Here is a 14,243-nt window from a genome sequence, read left to right as displayed (position 1 = left end):
TCGTGGGCATGAGTGATCCGCCGGACAGGCGGCGGGTCCTCACTCTTCCGGGCGGCCCTTGGCTCGGGCCGTCGGGTACAGCCCCTCCCAGACCCGGTGTTCGGGCGGAAATCCCATGGCGGCGAGGGTGTTGATCAGCATTCCGTACGCCATGAAGGTCGTCGTCTCGTTCGCGTCCCCGCCGAACGGCACGCGGACCGTGTCCCAGAGCTCCATCCAGCCCTTGCGGACGAGCTCGCCGAGTTCGCGGTCCCCGGCCGCCTCGGCCGCGGCGACGGTGACGTACATCTGGAGCTGCATCTGCAGCTTGTCGGGGTCCTCGGAGATGAGGCGGGTGTAGGCGTTCGCCATGGCCCGCGTGGCCTCTTCACCGTGCAGGCCCTCGCCGGCGGCTGCCATCACCTCGCGGGTCTCGCGCAGGCAGCGCTCGGCGGCGGCGAGGAAGATGGCCGGCTTGTTCGGGAAGAGCCGGAAGAGGTACGGCTGGGACACGCCCACCCGCTTGGCGATCGCCTCGGTGGAGGTCCCGTGGTATCCTCCGCGGGCGAACTCGTGCACTGCCGCCCTGACGACGCTCTCGCGCCGCTCCTCCGCGCTCATCCTTGCCATGACAGTTAAGTTAGTGCGTAATCACTAACTACGCAAGGGGGGGTGGGGGCGCCATCCACGGGCGGAGGCGCGGGACGGGGGCTCCCTCACTCCCGGAGCCCCCGTCGCCGTCTTTGCCGCCCTCCTGCCGCGTCGCGGTCAGGCGAGTTCGACCACCGCGCGGGACATGCCCAGCACCTTCTGGCCGGCGCTCATCGCCGTCAGGTCGACGCGGACGCGGTTGTCCTCCAGCTTGGCCGCGACCTTGGCCGTGACCTCGATCAGGCCGCCCCGGTCGTCGTTCGGCACCACGACCGGCTTGGTGAAGCGCACGCCGTACTCGACCACCGCGCCCGGGTCGCCGGCCCAGTCGGTGACCACCCGGATCGCCTCGGCCATCGTGAACATGCCGTGCGCGATCACGTCCGGCAGCCCGACCTCCTTGGCGAACTCCTCGTTCCAGTGGATCGGGTTGAAGTCACCCGAGGCGCCGGCGTAGCGGACCAGCGTGGCGCGTGTCACGGGGAAGGACGCCGCGGGCAGCTCGGTGCCGACCTCCACGTCCGCGTACTGGATCTGCGCTGCCATGTCAGGCCTCCTCGGGGGCGCGGGAGACGAGCTTCGTCCACGCCGTCACCACGTGCTCGCCGGTCTCGTCGTGGACCTCGCCGCGGATGTCGATGATGTCGTTGCCCGCGAGGGACTTCACGGCCTCGATGGTGGAGGTCACGGTCAGCCGGTCACCGGCCCGTACGGGGCGCGAGTACGCGAACTTCTGGTCGCCGTGCACGACGCGGCTGTAGTCCAGCCCCAGCTGCGGGTCCTGGACGACCTGGCCGGCCGCCGCGAATGTGATCGCGAACACGAAAGTCGGGGGCGCGATCACATCGGGGTAGCCGTACCCCTTGGCGGCTTCGGGGTCGGTGTACACGGGATTGGCGTCACCCACGGCGACCGCGAATTCGCGGATCTTCTCCCGGCCGACCTCGTACGGATCGGTGGGGGGGTAACTCCGCCCCACGAAGGACTGGTCGAGAGCCATGACTCACTACCTCCTGATGAAGGGACACGAAATACACAAAGACGGTGCGGCCACGAGCACCCGCCCGCCGATACCTGCGGAAACGACACGAGGCCGCCCCCCAAAGAAGGGGACGACCTCATGACGGTGCCTGTTATTGAGACTTCGCCAGGATCAGCGGGTCTCGCGGTGCGCGGTGTGCGAGTTGCAGCGCGGGCAGTGCTTCTTCATCTCCATGCGGTCCGGGTTGTTACGCCGGTTCTTCTTGGTGATGTAGTTCCGCTCCTTGCACTCCACGCAGGCCAGCGTGATCTTCGGGCGGACGTCGGTGGCAGCCACGTGAGTGCTCCTTGACGGACTATGGGACGGATGAACGCATAAAAGAGTAGCCGATCGGGAGACCGACCCCGCAATCGGCTACTGTGTGTAGCGGCGACCGGACTTGAACCGGTGACACAGCGATTATGAGCCGCTTGCTCTACCGACTGAGCTACGCCGCTTTGATGTGATCGGAACCCCACCCGAGGGTGGGGAACCTCTCTCACCAGAGCCCCAATGCGGAATCGAACCGCAGACCTTCTCCTTACCATGGAGACGCTCTACCGACTGAGCTATTGGGGCGAGCGATGAAGACATTACACGGTTGCCCGCCGATCGCCCAAATCCTTTGCGGGAGCAGGCCTCCGAGGTGGTCCGGACCCCTTTCTCGATCACCCCGCAGAGGGCCCACACGTCACTTCGGGCACGGATTGTGTGCGGGCTCACACGTCATCACACGCGTACGGGGCCCGCGCGCGCCCGGCCGGCCTCGCCGGAGCGCGCGCCGGTGCGCTGCGGCGCACGGGCACCACACCGGTACGACTATTGCGCTCTTCCGTGAAGCGGGGTGCGCCGCGCCCTAGGCTCTGAGCACGCTGCGTGATCTTGGGCCGCGGGCCGCGGCCACGGCCCAGGACCGCCCGAGCCACCGCAGGAGCGCGATGTCCGACAGCCAGCCGCAGCAGCCGTTCCAGTCCCCGCGCAGCGGCCGCGGCGAGGCCGCAGGACAAGGACCCGCACACGGCCCCGCCCAGAGCCCCTCGCAGGGCCCTTCACCGAGCCCCTCCCGCAGCCGGAGCCACCTCCCCGATCACGACCGCGGCCCCTCCCTCGGCCACTCCCCGGGCCCCTCCCCGGACCACGGCCACGCCAACGCCCACGGCGCCGGCCACTCCCCGGACCACGGCCACGCCCACGGCGCCGGCCACTCCCCCGGCCCCGGCCACGCCGCCGCCGAGGCCACCACCCTGCTGCTCGCCGGGGCACGCCTCACCGACGGCCGGACCGTGGACGTCCGCCTCAGCGGCGGCCGGATCCAGGCCGTCGGCACCGCGGGCAGCCTGCCCGCCCCCGCCCTGTCCCGGGTGGACCTCGGCGGGTACCTGCTGCTGCCCGCCCCCGCCGAGCCCCACGCCCACGGGGACACCGCCCTGACCGCCGACGGCGAGGGGCCCGTCTCGTACACGCCCGACGAGGTCCAGCGCCGGGCCACCGAAGCCGCCCTGCTCCAGCTCGGCCACGGGGCCACCGCCGTGCGCTCCCACGTCCGGATCGGCGACGTGCACGGCCTCGGGCCGATGGAAGCCGTGCTCCAGGCCCGCCGCTCGCTGCGCGGGCTCACCGACCTGACCACCGTGGCCGTGCCCCGGCTGCTGACCGGGGTGGCCGGCTCCGACGGGCTGGCCATGCTGCGGGACGCGGTCAAGATGGGTGCGTCCGTGATCGGCGGCTGCCCGGACCTGGACCCGGACCCGACCGGCTTCCTCGAAGCCGTCCTGGGACTCGCCGACGAGCACGGCTGCCCGGTGGACCTGCACACGGACGGTGACGACCCCGGCCGCCTGGCCCGGCTCGCGGCGATGGCCGGCGGGCTGCGCCCCGGCGTCAGCATCGGCCCCTGCGGCGGCCTGTCCCGGCTCCCGCTGGACGTGGCGGCCCGGGCCGCCGACCAGCTGGCCGCGGCCGGGGTACGGGTGACCTGCCTGCCCCAGGGCGACTGCGCGGCCCTGGAACGCCGAGGCCTGCGCACCGCCCCCGTACGCCTGCTGCGGGCCGCCGGGGTGCGCGTCACGGCCGGCAGCGGGGCCCTGCGGGACGCGGGGAACCCGGTCGGCCGCGGCGACCCCCTGGAGGCCGCGTACCTGCTGGCCTCCCAGGGCGGGCTGCGGCCGGGCGAGGCCTACCAGTCGGTCAGCACCGCCGCCCGGGAGGCCATGGGGCTGCCGGAGGTCCGGGTGGAGGCCGGCTTCCCGGCGGAGCTGCTCGCCGTACGCGGAGACCGGATCGCGGGCGTGCTCTCCCTCGCCTACAGCCGGATCGTGATCCACCGGGGGCGGGTGGTAGCCCGTACGAGTGCCGTACGGGAGTACTGCGACTCGGCCGTCGCCGTGGCCCTGGACCTGCCCCGGCAGGGCCGTACGGAGCCCGGTCCCTGAACTTCGCCGGGCGTTCGCGGGCGCGGCGGCCCGGCTCGTCGTACGGTCGGGACATGCGCATCGTCATCGCGGGTGGACACGGTCAGATCGCGCTGCGGCTGGAGCGACTGCTCGCCGCGCGCGGGTACGAGGTCGCGGGGATCATCCGCGACCCGGCCCAGGGCGACGACCTCCGGGAGGCGGGCGCCGAACCCGTGCTGTGCGACCTGGAGTCGGCCTCGGTGGAGCACGTGGCGGGCATCCTGCACGGCGCCGGGGTGGCGGTGTTCGCCGCCGGCGCGGGTCCGGGCAGCGGCATCGGGCGCAAGGACACCGTGGACCGGGGCGCGGCGGTGCTGTTCGCCGACGCGGCCGAACGCGCCGGTGTGCCGCGCTTCCTGATGGTCTCTTCGATGGGCGCGGACGCACGGCACGAGGGCGACGAGGTCTTCGACGCCTACCTCCGGGCGAAGGGCGAGGCCGACGAACACCTCCGCACCCGGCTGGGCCTGGAGTGGACGGTGCTGCGCCCCGGCTCGCTGCTCGACGACGCGGGGACGGGCTCGGTCCGCCTGGAGGTGCGGACGGGCCGCGGGTCCGTCCCGCGCGACGACGTGGCGGCGGTGCTCGCGGAACTGGTCGAGACCCCGGCGACGGCCGGCCTGACCCTGGAGCTGGTCTCCGGTTCGACGCCGGTCGCGGTGGCGGTCAAGGACGTTGCGGGCAACTGACGCTGATGCGCGGTCGGCCGGCCCGCACGCCCTCCCGCACGCTCAGAATTCGGCGGTCAGCTTGTCGTCGGACCGTCCGACCGAGTCCTGCTGGTACTGGTCCTCGTACGCCTGACGGATCCGCTCGATGCGCCCGCTGCGCTCGCCGGCCTCCTTCTCGGGGTACAGCAGCACCACCTCGTACGAGCCCTCCCGGACGGCCTTGCCGTCCTGCCCGCGCCACTGCCCGTACCCGTCCTGGAGGGTCAGCCCCTCGGGGAAGGCAGGGCTGATCTCGCGGTCCAGGAACCGCATGAATTCCTTCTCGTCGACCGGCCCGCGGCCGTCGGGCCGGTCGGTGCCGAAGTACAGCCGGGTCTCCCGGTAGGGCTCCCCCACGTCCGTGTGGAGCGCCGCCCCGACCAGGGCCGGAATCCCGGCGCCGAGCAGGGCGATGAGTACCCCGCCGCCCACTTTCCCCCGCATGTCAGATGTCCATTTCACTCAAGGTGAACGAACAGGGGACCCCGACGATGCGGTCGGAGCGGCAGCGGCCCGCACCGGCGCAGCCCGCACGGCGGACCGCCAGAGCGAGTACGAGAAGACCCCCGCCCACTGCGCTTCCGCAGTAAACGGGGGTCTCACATCGCGTGGCGGCGCCAGGGTTCGAACCTGGGTAGGCTGAGCCGGCAGATTTACAGTCTGCTCCCTTTGGCCACTCGGGCACACCGCCATGATCGCTGCCATTTTTCCGCCTCTCGGCGGCGCTCCCTGGCAACGACGTAAACGATACCTGATGACCGGGGGTGCTTCGCCACCGGATTGATCAGCACCGAGGGTGGGTGCGGTGGCTAGGCTTTGCCGCGCGGGCCGGGGATGTACGGCCGTGCCCTCCGGGGCGATCACCACCGACTTCAAGGAGCCACTGCACATGGCCGACTCCAGTTTCGACATCGTCTCGAAGGTCGAGCGGCAGGAGGTCGACAACGCCCTCAACCAGGCCGCCAAGGAGCTCTCGCAGCGCTACGACTTCAAGGGCACCGGCGCCACCATCGCCTGGTCCGGCGAGAAGATCCTGATGGAGGCGAACTCCGAGGAGCGCGTCAAGGCCGTCCTCGATGTGTTCGAGACCAAGCTGGTCAAGCGTGGAATCTCGCTCAAGGCGCTGGACGCCGGCGAGCCGCAGCTGTCCGGCAAGGAGTACAAGATCTTCGCCACGATCGAGGAGGGCATCTCCCAGGAGAACGCCAAGAAGGTCGCGAAGATCATCCGGGACGAGGGTCCCAAGGGCGTCAAGGCCCAGGTCCAGGGCGAGGAGCTGCGCGTCAGTTCCAAGAGCCGTGACGACCTCCAGGAGGTCCAGGCGCTGCTCAAGGGCAAGGACCTGGACTTCGCGATCCAGTTCGTGAACTACCGCTGACCCAGGTCCCCGACCTGCCCGCACGCCGGCCCGGCGGTCCTCACGGACCGCCGGGCCGCGGTGGTTCCAGGGCGGTGGTGCGGAGTGTGTGCGGGGCGTGAGCGGCGCGTGCGCCACCCCGGGCTTCTGTGGGCACTTGGGCAGGATGGGTGCGCCCTCCAGGCTGGTGGCATCCATCACCGCTGCAGGGGGGATCTCGCATGCCTGGGGCCGGCACGTTTCGCGAAGACTTCGGGGCGTCCGTGGTCGTCGCGCTGGTCGCGCTGCCGCTGTGCGTGGGGGTGGCCGTCGCTTCGGGGGTGCCGGCCGAGCTGGGGATCGTCACCGGGGTGGTCGGCGGGCTGGTCACCGGCTGGTTCAGGGGCAGCTCGCTCCAGGTGAGCGGGCCGGCGGCCGGGCTCACCGTGCTCGTCTACGAGGCGGTGCAGGCGTACGGTCCGGCCGCGCTCGGCGTCCTGGTGCTGGCGGCCGGGCTGCTGCAACTGGGCATGGGGGTGCTGCGGCTCGGGCGGTGGTTCCGGGCGATCTCCGTCGCCGTCGTGCACGGGATGCTGGCCGGGATCGGGCTGGTCCTGATCTCGGGGCAGCTCTACGCCCTGGGCGGGGTGGAGGCTCCGGGGCAGACCCTGGCGAAACTGGGCGGGGTGCACGGACTCGCGGCGCAGGCTGACTGGGCCGCCGTGGCACTCGGCGCCGGGACCATCGCCGTCATGACGCTCTGGCGCCGTGTGCCGGCGCGGCTGCGCCTGGTGCCCGGAGCACTGGTGGGAGTGGCGGCCGCCACCGCCGCGGCCGTCCTGCTCCGGCTGCCCGTGGACAAGGTCAGGGTGACGGGCGTGCTGGAGGCCGTGTCCCCGCCCGGCTGGGGCGACTTCGGCGTGCTGGCGTCGGTCGGGGCGGCCGGGACGGTGATCGCGCTGGCGCTGATCGCCTCCGCCGAGACCCTCTTCAGCGCCGCCGCCGTGGACCGGATGCACGACGGCCCCCGGACCGACTACGACCGCGAACTCGTCGCCCAGGGCATGGGCAACACCGTCTGCGGGCTGCTCGGGGCACTGCCGATGACCGCCGTCATCGTCCGCAGCTCCGCCAATGTGGAGGCCGGGGCCCGCACCCGCGCCTCCCGGATCATGCACGGCGGATGGCTGCTGCTCTTCGCCGTGGCCTTCCCCCAGGTGCTGGAGACCGTGCCGCTCGCCGCGCTCGCCGGGGTGCTCCTGCACGCCGGGTGGAAGCTCCTGCCGGCCCGGGCCGTGGCCGCGCTGTGGCGGACGCACCGGGGCGAGGCGGTGGTCCTGCTGGCCACGGCCACCGCGATCGTGGCCACCAACCTCTTCGAAGGCGTGCTGATCGGCCTGGGGCTCGCCATCGCCAAGGCGGCCTGGGAGACCTCCCACGTGCACATCGAGGAGGTCTGGGAGGACGGCGAGCTGTCCGTCCGGGTCGTGGGCAACGCCAGCTTCCTGCGGCTGCCCAAACTGCTCGACGCCCTGGAGGCGCTGCCCCACGGGAAGCCCGTACGGCTCGACCTGAGCGGACTGCGCCATCTCGACCACGCCTGCCTGACCGCACTGGAGGGCTGGGAGCACCGGCGGGTACCGGCGCCCGGCAGGGAAGGCGTCATCTAGCGCCGGTACCCTCCGCGCGTGGACAACCAGTTGAAGCGCACGCTCGGGGTGTCCGACGCCGTGGTCGTCGGACTCGGCGCGATGGTCGGCGCCGGAATCTTCGCCGCCCTCGCCCCGGCGGCCCGCGCGGCGGGCGGGGCGCTCCTCGGCGCTCTCGCACTGGCGGCCCTGGTGGCCTATTGCAACGCGCACTCCTCGGCGCGGCTCGCCGCCCGGTATCCGGCCTCCGGCGGCACGTACGTCTACGGGCGCGAGCGGCTCGGGCCCTTCTGGGGGTATCTGGCCGGATGGGGGTTCGTCGTCGGCAAGACGGCCTCCTGCGCGGCGATGGCCCTGACGGTCGGCGCGTACGTCTGGCCGGGGCGGCAGCACGCGGTGGCCGTCGCGGCGGTGGTGGCGCTGACCGCCGCGAACTACGGGGGTGTGCAGAAGTCCGCCCGGACCGCCCGGCTGATCGTGGCGGCGGTACTGGCGGTCCTGGCCGGGGTGGTCGTGGCGTGTCTGTCCTCGGATGCCGCCGACGCCGGGCGGCTCGGCGGCGCGGACTGGGGCGCCTTCGGGCTGTTGCAGGGGGCGGGCCTGCTGTTCTTCGCGTTCGCGGGCTACGCACGCATCACCACTCTGGGCGAGGAGGTGCGCGACCCGGAGCGGACGATCCCGCGGGCGGTGCCGCTGGCGCTCGGGATCGCGCTGCTGGTGTACGCCTTGGTGACGGTGGCTGCTCTGTCGGTGCTCGGCGCCGACGGGCTGGCGGGGGCCGCGGCCCCGCTCGCCGACGCGGTACGGGCGGCCGGGTGGCCCGGACTGACCCCGGTCGTCCGGGTGGGTGCGGCTCTGGCCGCACTGGGCTCGCTGCTCGCCCTCGTCCTCGGGGTCTCGCGGACGACGCTGGCGATGGCCCGGGACGGCCATCTCCCCCGCGCGCTGGCCGCCGTACATCCCCGGCGTCAGGTTCCGCACCATGCGGAGCTCGCCGTGGGCGTGGTGGTGGCGGTGCTGGCGGCCACCGCGGACCTGCGGGGCGCGATCGGCTTCTCCTCCTTCGGAGTGCTGGCCTACTACGCAATCGCGAACGCCTCCGCGTGGACTCTCGGTTCAGGTGTCAAGGGGCGGGCCGTGGCAGCGGTCGGGCTGTCCGGCTGTGTGGTGCTGGCCTGCTCGCTGCCCCTCGCGTCGGCGGTCGCGGGGGCAGGGGTGCTGGCGCTCGGAGCACTGGCCTACAGGGTGCGCCGGCGGATCAGATCCGGAATCTGAACGCCGTCCAGGGAGCCAGCTCCAGGTCCGTCTCCTCGCCCAGCCGCGACTCCTCGCAGAACCAGGCGGTGCCGTCCAGCCAGCCGCGGAGCCAGCCGGCCAGGCTGGGCGTATCGATGGACCAGGCGAGGTCCGGTTCCCCGGGATTCGGGTCGAACAGCAGGACCTGGGCGGTCTCGGAGCGGCAGTCCACGCAGACGAACATGCCGCAGCCGAAGTCGGCTATCGGCAGCACGCCCTCCGGCCACCGCCACCCGGACTCGCGCTGCGCCCCGTACGTCCGGACGGCCTGGCGCAGCGGCAGCAGTCCTTGCTCGGGGCCGAATCCTCCGTCGCCGACGCGGAGGTAGAGACCGGCGAGCAGCGGCGGCAGGGCGAAGCCGAGTATGCCCTCGGCCCGGGCGGTCTCCTCGCTGCCCAGCGGGGCTGGCAGGGCCATTCCGTGCTCGCGCACGGAGGTGCGTACGCGGTCTGCGACTTGCTCCAGCAACTGCTCGGTCTCGTTCATGCGTTCATGGTGACGCACCCCACCGACAGCCCGCTCAGCCTGTGGAAAACTCCGCCGCCGCCGCGGTCACCGGGAGGCGAACGGGGCGTCCGTCGGGACGATTTCGCGGCCCAGCGGGAGCAGCGAGAGCGGGACCATCTTGAAGTTGGCGATGCCGAACGGGATGCCGATGATCGTGATGCACAGCGCGATGCCGGTGAAGATGTGGCCGAGGGCCAGCCACCAGCCCGCCAGGACCAGCCACAGCACGTTGCCGATGGCGGATCCCGCACCCGAGTCACGGCGCTCGACCGTGGTGTAGCCGAACGGCCAGAGGGCGTACACCGCGATGCGGAAGGCCGCGATGCCGAAGGGGATGCCGATGATGGTGATGCAGAGCAGCACGCCCGCGAGGCAGTAGCCGAGGAACAGCCAGATGCCGCTGAGGATGAGCCATATGACGTTCAGGATTGTCTTCACTGCCTACGGCCTGCCATCTGTTCGAGCCGGGCGATGCGCTCGGCCATCGGAGGGTGTGTGGAGAACATCTTAGAAAGCCCCTGGCCCGGACGGAACGGGTTCGCGATCATCATGTGGCTGGCGGTCTCCAGCCGGGGCTCGGGGGGCAGCGGGAGCTGTTTGGTGCCCGCGTCCAGCTTGCGCAGGGCGCTGGCCAGGGCGAGCGGGTCGCCGGTGAGCTGGGCTCCCGAGGCGTCGGCCTCGTACTCGCGCGAGCGGCTGATGGCCAGCTGGATCACGGAGGCGGCCAGTGGGCCCAGGATCATGATGAGCAGCATCCCGAAGAGCCCGGGGCCCTCGTCGTCGCTCGATCGACCGACCGGTATCAGCCAGGCGAAGTTCACGAGGAACATGATCACCGAGGCGAGCGCGCCGGCGACCGACGAGATCAGGATGTCGCGGTTGTAGACGTGGCTGAGCTCGTGGCCGATGACCCCGCGCAGTTCGCGCTCGTCGAGGATGCGCAGGATGCCCTCGGTGCAGCAGACCGCGGCGTTGCGCGGGTTGCGGCCGGTGGCGAAGGCGTTGGGGGCCTCGGTGGGCGAGATGTAGAGGCGGGGCATGGGCTGGCGCGCGGACGTGGAGAGCTCGCGCACCATGCGGTAGAGCTCGGGTGCCTCGAACTCGCTGACGGGGCGGGCGCGCATCGCGCGTAGAGCCAGCTTGTCGCTGTTCCAGTACGCGTACGCGTTCGTCCCGAGGGCGATGACGACGGCGACGATCAGGCCGCCCCGGCCGAAGAAGCTCCCGATGAGGATGATGAGTGCCGACAGGCCGCCGAGGAGTACGGCGGTCTTCAGCCCGTTGTGCCGGCGGTGCACGGTACGCCCTCCTAGTGGTGCGGCAGGGGGACCCGATGCGAGGGTCTACGGTCCAGTGGACCCTCCCTTCCTGGTCAACGCGAGGTGGGCGCGTCTGGTTCCCAGGGCACACGGGGGCCGCCGCCCCGGAGGCGGGGGCGGCGGAGCGGCGGAGGGCGTTGCTCCGTACGGGTTACGGGTGCCGGCGGGGGCCGTGCGTACCGGACTACTGCGGGAAGAGGGTGCCCGACGCGAAGCGCAGGACCAGCTGCGGGGCGCCCGAGAGGACGACCGCCGTGACGGCGGTGACGGCGATGGCCGCCGTGACCGGCCAGGGGGTCTTCGTACAGGTCTGCGCACCCTCGGCCGCCTCGCCGCCCTCGGCTCCCTCCGGGGCGCGGAAGAGGAGCGCGGTCCACCGCAGGTAGTAGTAGAGGGCGATGACGACGTTGACGGCCATGACCACGGCCAGCCAGCCCAGGCCCGCGTCGACCGCGGACCGGAAGACGGTGACCTTGGCGAAGAGGCCGATGATGCCCGGCGGCAGTCCGGCCAGGCACAGCAGGAAGAAGGCCAGCGAGAGCGCGGCCGCCGGACGCTCCGCGTACAGGCCCCGGTAGTCGCTGATCCGGTGCAGCGGCTTCGTACGGGCGACCAGGGCGGCCACGGCGAAGGCGCCGAGGTTCACGGCGGCGTACATGAGGGCGTAGGCGACCGTGGAGCCGATCTGGTCGCGATCGGAGTACGCGGCGGCGGCGATCGGGACCAGCAGGTAGCCGGCCTGGCCGACCGAGGACCAGGCGAGCAGCCGTACGGCGCTGTTCGGGCGGTCGGCGGACTGGCGCAGGGCGGCGGCGTTGCCGAAGGTCATGGTGAGCGCGGCCAGGACGGCCAGCGCCGGACCCCAGATGTCGGAGTACGCCGGGAAGGCGATCACCGTGACGAGGATGAGGCCGGTGAATCCGACGGCCTTGCCGATCACCGAGAGGTAGCCGGCGATGGGCAGGGGGGCGCCGACGTAGGTGTCGGGGACCCAGAAGTGGAAGGGGACGGCCGCGGTCTTGAAGGCGAAGCCGACGAGGGTGAGCGCGACACCGGCCATGGCCAGGGTGCCGAGCCCGCCCGGTACCTCATCGAGGCGGTCGGCCACCTGGGCGAGGTGCAGGGAGCCGGTGGTGGCGTAGACGAAGCTGACGCCCAGCAGCGATACGGCGGTGGCGGTGACGGAGGAGAGGAAGAACTTGAGCGCCGCCTCAGAGGAGAGGCGGTCGCCGCGGCGCATGCCGACGAGGGCGAAGGCGGGCAGCGAGGCCACCTCGAGGGCGACGATCAGGGTGGCGAGGTCGCGGGAGGCGGGCAGCAGGGCCGCGCCGGCGGCGGAGGAGAGCAGCAGGAACCAGTACTCGCCCGCGGGCATGCGCGTGTCGCGGACGGCGGTGACCGACAGCAGGGCGGTGACCAGCGCGCCGGCCAGCACCAGGAACTGCACGACGAGCGTGAAGTGGTCGGCGGTGTAGCTGCAGGCGGCCGGGTCCTGGTCGCCGACGAGGCAGAAGGTGCTGCGGTCGCCGGCGCGCAGCGGCAGCAGGGTGGCGGTCGCGGCGGCGAGGCCGGCGACGGAGATCCAGCCGAGGGCGGGCTTCGCGCGCTCGGGTACGAAGAGGTCGGCGACCAGGACCGCCAGGCCGACGGCGGCGGTGATCACGACGGGCGCGATGGCGAGCCAGTCGACGGACTGGACCAGGCTGGGGGTGTCGGCGGCCAGGACCGCGAGGGCCGTCATGCGTTGCCTCCTGCGAGGAGCTTCTGGACGGCCGGGTCGGTGAGGCCGAGGAGGACCGCGGGCCACAGGCCGGCGAGGACGGTGAGGGCGACGAGCGGGGTCCAGGCGGCGAACTCGTAGTGCTGGATGTCCGCGACGGCGTGCTCCGGGCCGGCTTTCGGGTCGCCCATGCAGACGCGCCGTACGACGATCAGCAGGTAGGCGGCGGTGAGCAGGGTGCCGAACGCGCCGATGGCCGTGTAGGTGAGGAACGCGGGTCGGGACAGGCCCTCGGCGGGGTCGAACGCGCCGAAGAGGGCCAGCATCTCGCCCCAGAACCCGGCCAGGCCCGGGAGGCCGAGCGAGGCGACGGCGGCGAAGGCGAGGAACGCGCCGAAGCGGGGGGCGCGGCCGTAGAGGGCGGCGCCGGTGGCGCCGGCGAGGGTGTCGAGGTCGGCGGTGCCGTAGCGGTCCTTGAGGGCGCCGACCAGGAAGAAGAGGAGGCCGGTGATCAGGCCGTGGGCGATGTTGGCGAACAGCGCGCCGTTGACGCCGGTGGGGGTCATGGACGCGATGCCGAGGAGCACGAAGCCCATGTGGCCGACGGAGGAGTACGCGATGAGGCGCTTGAGGTCGCCCTTGTTCCCCTTGCGGGCCAGTGCGAGGCAGGCGAGGGATCCGTAGACGATGCCGATGGCGGCGAGCGCGCCCAGGTAGGGGGCGAAGGTGGCCATGCCGTCGGGGGTGACGGGGAGCAGGATGCGGACGAACCCGTACGTGCCCATCTTGAGCAGGACGCCGGCCAGCAGGACGGAGCCGACGGTGGGGGCGGCGGTGTGGGCGTCGGGCAGCCAGCTGTGCAGCGGCCACATCGGGGTCTTCACGGCGAGGCCGATTCCGATGGCGAGGACGGCCAGGAGCTGGGTGGTGTGGGTCAGTTCGCGGCCGTTGTCAGAGGCGAGTGCCACCATGTCGAATGTGCCGCTCTTCAGTCCGATGAGCAGCAGACCGAGCAGCATGACGACGGAGCCGAGGAGCGTGTAGAGGATGAACCTCCAGGCGGCGGCCTGCCGCTGAGCACCGCCCCAGCGGGCGATGAGGAAGTACATCGGGATGAGGACCATCTCGAAGGCGAGGAAGAAGAGCAGCAGGTCGAGGACGGCGAAGGTCGCGAGGGTGCCGGACTCGAGGACGAGGAGCAGGGCGACGAAGGCCTTCGGGGAGGGGCCTGCGGGGAGCTTGAAGTAGCTGTAGAGCGCGCAGAGGAAGAACAGCAGCGCGGTCATCAGGAGGAGGGGGAGCGAGATGCCGTCGATGCCGAGGTGGATCCGGACGTTCAGCGCCTGGATCCAGCTGATGTCCGTCGTCGCCTGGAAGCGGGACGGGGCGTCGTGGTCGAAGCCCAGGGTGAGGGCGATCGCCGCGGCGAGGATCACGCCGGTCACGGTCACGCCGTGGCGGAGCACGGCCTGTTCGGGGCTGCGGCCCTTGAGCCCGGGCGGGGGCGGCAGGAGGGCCGCGGCCGCGCCGAGGAGCGGTGCGGCCACGATGAACGCCAGAAGGAACTGCATCACGGACGGGCTGATATCAATCACGGCTGA

15 protein-coding genes and 3 tRNA genes are annotated in these 14,243 nt (G+C 72.0%); 5 read left to right on the top strand and 13 right to left on the bottom strand.

The features are described 5' to 3' along the window. Positions 1-39 precede the first annotated feature (39 nt). The 6 genes from ACTVZO_RS24855 to ACTVZO_RS24830 all read right to left on the bottom strand — a co-directional run bounded on the left by ACTVZO_RS24855 (position 40) and on the right by ACTVZO_RS24830 (position 2,230). Complete coding sequence (locus tag ACTVZO_RS24855; protein WP_443300484.1) at positions 40-609, bottom strand: TetR/AcrR family transcriptional regulator; 570 nt, start codon at positions 607-609, stop codon at positions 40-42. A gap of 138 nt (positions 610-747) precedes the next feature. After that, the gene (locus ACTVZO_RS24850; protein WP_443300483.1) at positions 748-1,176 is read right to left on the bottom strand and encodes a MaoC family dehydratase; all 429 of its coding nucleotides are present in this window, start codon (positions 1,174-1,176) and stop codon (positions 748-750) included. Position 1,177: 1 nt separating this feature from the next. Continuing rightward, positions 1,178-1,630 carry an FAS1-like dehydratase domain-containing protein gene (locus tag ACTVZO_RS24845; RefSeq protein WP_385063933.1) on the bottom strand — a complete coding sequence of 151 codons (453 nt, stop codon included), beginning with the start codon at positions 1,628-1,630 and terminating at the stop codon, positions 1,178-1,180. 153 nt (positions 1,631-1,783) lie between these two features. Continuing rightward, the gene (gene rpmG / locus ACTVZO_RS24840) at positions 1,784-1,948 is read right to left on the bottom strand and encodes a 50S ribosomal protein L33 (RefSeq protein ID WP_007265873.1); all 165 of its coding nucleotides are present in this window, start codon (positions 1,946-1,948) and stop codon (positions 1,784-1,786) included. Positions 1,949-2,036: 88 nt separating this feature from the next. Further along, positions 2,037-2,109: transfer RNA gene (locus ACTVZO_RS24835), tRNA-Met, on the bottom strand. A gap of 48 nt (positions 2,110-2,157) precedes the next feature. Then, positions 2,158-2,230, bottom strand: a tRNA-Thr gene (locus ACTVZO_RS24830). A 359-nt stretch (positions 2,231-2,589) separates the two neighbouring features. On the opposite strand from ACTVZO_RS24830, the gene ACTVZO_RS24825 reads away from it, so the two are divergent. Both ACTVZO_RS24825 and ACTVZO_RS24820 read left to right on the top strand, forming a co-directional pair. Then, positions 2,590-4,083, top strand: a complete 1,494-nt coding sequence (locus tag ACTVZO_RS24825; protein ID WP_443300482.1) for an amidohydrolase family protein — start codon at positions 2,590-2,592, stop codon at positions 4,081-4,083. Between the two features lie 53 nt (positions 4,084-4,136). After that, positions 4,137-4,793, top strand: a complete 657-nt coding sequence (locus tag ACTVZO_RS24820; protein ID WP_443300481.1) for an SDR family oxidoreductase — start codon at positions 4,137-4,139, stop codon at positions 4,791-4,793. A gap of 42 nt (positions 4,794-4,835) precedes the next feature. Here ACTVZO_RS24820 and ACTVZO_RS24815 read toward each other — a convergent pair whose 3' ends face one another. Beyond that, entirely contained in the window at positions 4,836-5,258 is a 423-nt protein-coding gene (locus tag ACTVZO_RS24815; RefSeq protein WP_443300480.1) for a DUF3574 domain-containing protein, read from the bottom strand. 165 nt (positions 5,259-5,423) lie between these two features. Next, positions 5,424-5,505: transfer RNA gene (locus ACTVZO_RS24810), tRNA-Tyr, on the bottom strand. A gap of 198 nt (positions 5,506-5,703) precedes the next feature. Between ACTVZO_RS24810 and ACTVZO_RS24805 the strand changes: the two genes are divergently transcribed. The 3 genes from ACTVZO_RS24805 to ACTVZO_RS24795 all read left to right on the top strand — a co-directional run bounded on the left by ACTVZO_RS24805 (position 5,704) and on the right by ACTVZO_RS24795 (position 9,074). Next, the gene (locus ACTVZO_RS24805) at positions 5,704-6,192 is read left to right on the top strand and encodes a YajQ family cyclic di-GMP-binding protein (protein ID WP_030009008.1); all 489 of its coding nucleotides are present in this window, start codon (positions 5,704-5,706) and stop codon (positions 6,190-6,192) included. Positions 6,193-6,392: 200 nt separating this feature from the next. Then, a complete protein-coding gene (locus tag ACTVZO_RS24800; protein WP_443300479.1) occupies positions 6,393-7,820 on the top strand; it encodes a SulP family inorganic anion transporter in 1,428 nt (475 codons plus the stop codon). A gap of 18 nt (positions 7,821-7,838) precedes the next feature. Further along, entirely contained in the window at positions 7,839-9,074 is a 1,236-nt protein-coding gene (locus ACTVZO_RS24795; protein ID WP_443300478.1) for an APC family permease, read from the top strand. On the opposite strand, the gene ACTVZO_RS24790 is transcribed toward ACTVZO_RS24795, so the two are convergent. The 5 genes from ACTVZO_RS24790 to ACTVZO_RS24770 all read right to left on the bottom strand — a co-directional run bounded on the left by ACTVZO_RS24790 (position 9,058) and on the right by ACTVZO_RS24770 (position 14,213). Then, the gene (locus ACTVZO_RS24790) at positions 9,058-9,582 is read right to left on the bottom strand and encodes an SMI1/KNR4 family protein (protein ID WP_443300477.1); all 525 of its coding nucleotides are present in this window, start codon (positions 9,580-9,582) and stop codon (positions 9,058-9,060) included. The two genes, ACTVZO_RS24795 and ACTVZO_RS24790, sit on opposite strands and share 17 nt — an antisense overlap. A gap of 66 nt (positions 9,583-9,648) precedes the next feature. After that, complete coding sequence (locus tag ACTVZO_RS24785; protein WP_443300476.1) at positions 9,649-10,041, bottom strand: YccF domain-containing protein; 393 nt, start codon at positions 10,039-10,041, stop codon at positions 9,649-9,651. Further along, positions 10,038-10,901, bottom strand: coding sequence for a zinc metalloprotease HtpX (gene htpX / locus ACTVZO_RS24780; RefSeq protein WP_361754098.1), 864 nt, complete (start codon positions 10,899-10,901; stop codon positions 10,038-10,040). Before htpX ends, ACTVZO_RS24785 begins: the two co-directional genes overlap by 4 nt. A gap of 205 nt (positions 10,902-11,106) precedes the next feature. Further along, positions 11,107-12,663: an NADH-quinone oxidoreductase subunit N gene (locus ACTVZO_RS24775; RefSeq protein ID WP_443300475.1), complete on the bottom strand. Its 1,557-nt coding sequence runs from the start codon at positions 12,661-12,663 to the stop codon at positions 11,107-11,109. Further along, complete coding sequence (locus tag ACTVZO_RS24770) at positions 12,660-14,213, bottom strand: complex I subunit 4 family protein (protein WP_443300474.1); 1,554 nt, start codon at positions 14,211-14,213, stop codon at positions 12,660-12,662. Before ACTVZO_RS24770 ends, ACTVZO_RS24775 begins: the two co-directional genes overlap by 4 nt. Between the last annotated feature and the right edge of the window lie 30 nt (positions 14,214-14,243).

It is taken from the genome of Streptomyces sp. IBSNAI002 (genome assembly GCF_052244475.1).
Classification (GTDB): Bacteria; Actinomycetota; Actinomycetes; order Streptomycetales; family Streptomycetaceae; genus Streptomyces.
The sequence above is the reverse complement of the archived record's forward strand: the minus strand, read 5'-3'. Positions and strand labels throughout refer to the sequence as shown.

Excerpts from the sequence above, each read along its gene's own strand:
- ACTVZO_RS24855 (WP_443300484.1), bottom strand. The coding sequence starts at position 609 with ATGGCAAGGATGAGCGCGGAGGAGCGGCGCGAGAGCGTCGTCAGGGCG.
- ACTVZO_RS24850 (WP_443300483.1), bottom strand. The coding sequence starts at position 1,176 with ATGGCAGCGCAGATCCAGTACGCGGACGTGGAGGTCGGCACCGAGCTG.
- ACTVZO_RS24845 (WP_385063933.1), bottom strand. The coding sequence starts at position 1,630 with ATGGCTCTCGACCAGTCCTTCGTGGGGCGGAGTTACCCCCCCACCGAT.
- ACTVZO_RS24825 (WP_443300482.1), top strand. The coding sequence starts at position 2,590 with ATGTCCGACAGCCAGCCGCAGCAGCCGTTCCAGTCCCCGCGCAGCGGC.
- ACTVZO_RS24820 (WP_443300481.1), top strand. The coding sequence starts at position 4,137 with ATGCGCATCGTCATCGCGGGTGGACACGGTCAGATCGCGCTGCGGCTG.
- ACTVZO_RS24815 (WP_443300480.1), bottom strand. The coding sequence starts at position 5,258 with ATGCGGGGGAAAGTGGGCGGCGGGGTACTCATCGCCCTGCTCGGCGCC.
- ACTVZO_RS24805 (WP_030009008.1), top strand. The coding sequence starts at position 5,704 with ATGGCCGACTCCAGTTTCGACATCGTCTCGAAGGTCGAGCGGCAGGAG.
- ACTVZO_RS24800 (WP_443300479.1), top strand. The coding sequence starts at position 6,393 with ATGCCTGGGGCCGGCACGTTTCGCGAAGACTTCGGGGCGTCCGTGGTC.
- ACTVZO_RS24790 (WP_443300477.1), bottom strand. The coding sequence starts at position 9,582 with ATGAACGAGACCGAGCAGTTGCTGGAGCAAGTCGCAGACCGCGTACGC.
- ACTVZO_RS24775 (WP_443300475.1), bottom strand. The coding sequence starts at position 12,663 with ATGACGGCCCTCGCGGTCCTGGCCGCCGACACCCCCAGCCTGGTCCAG.
- ACTVZO_RS24770 (WP_443300474.1), bottom strand. The coding sequence starts at position 14,213 with ATGCAGTTCCTTCTGGCGTTCATCGTGGCCGCACCGCTCCTCGGCGCG.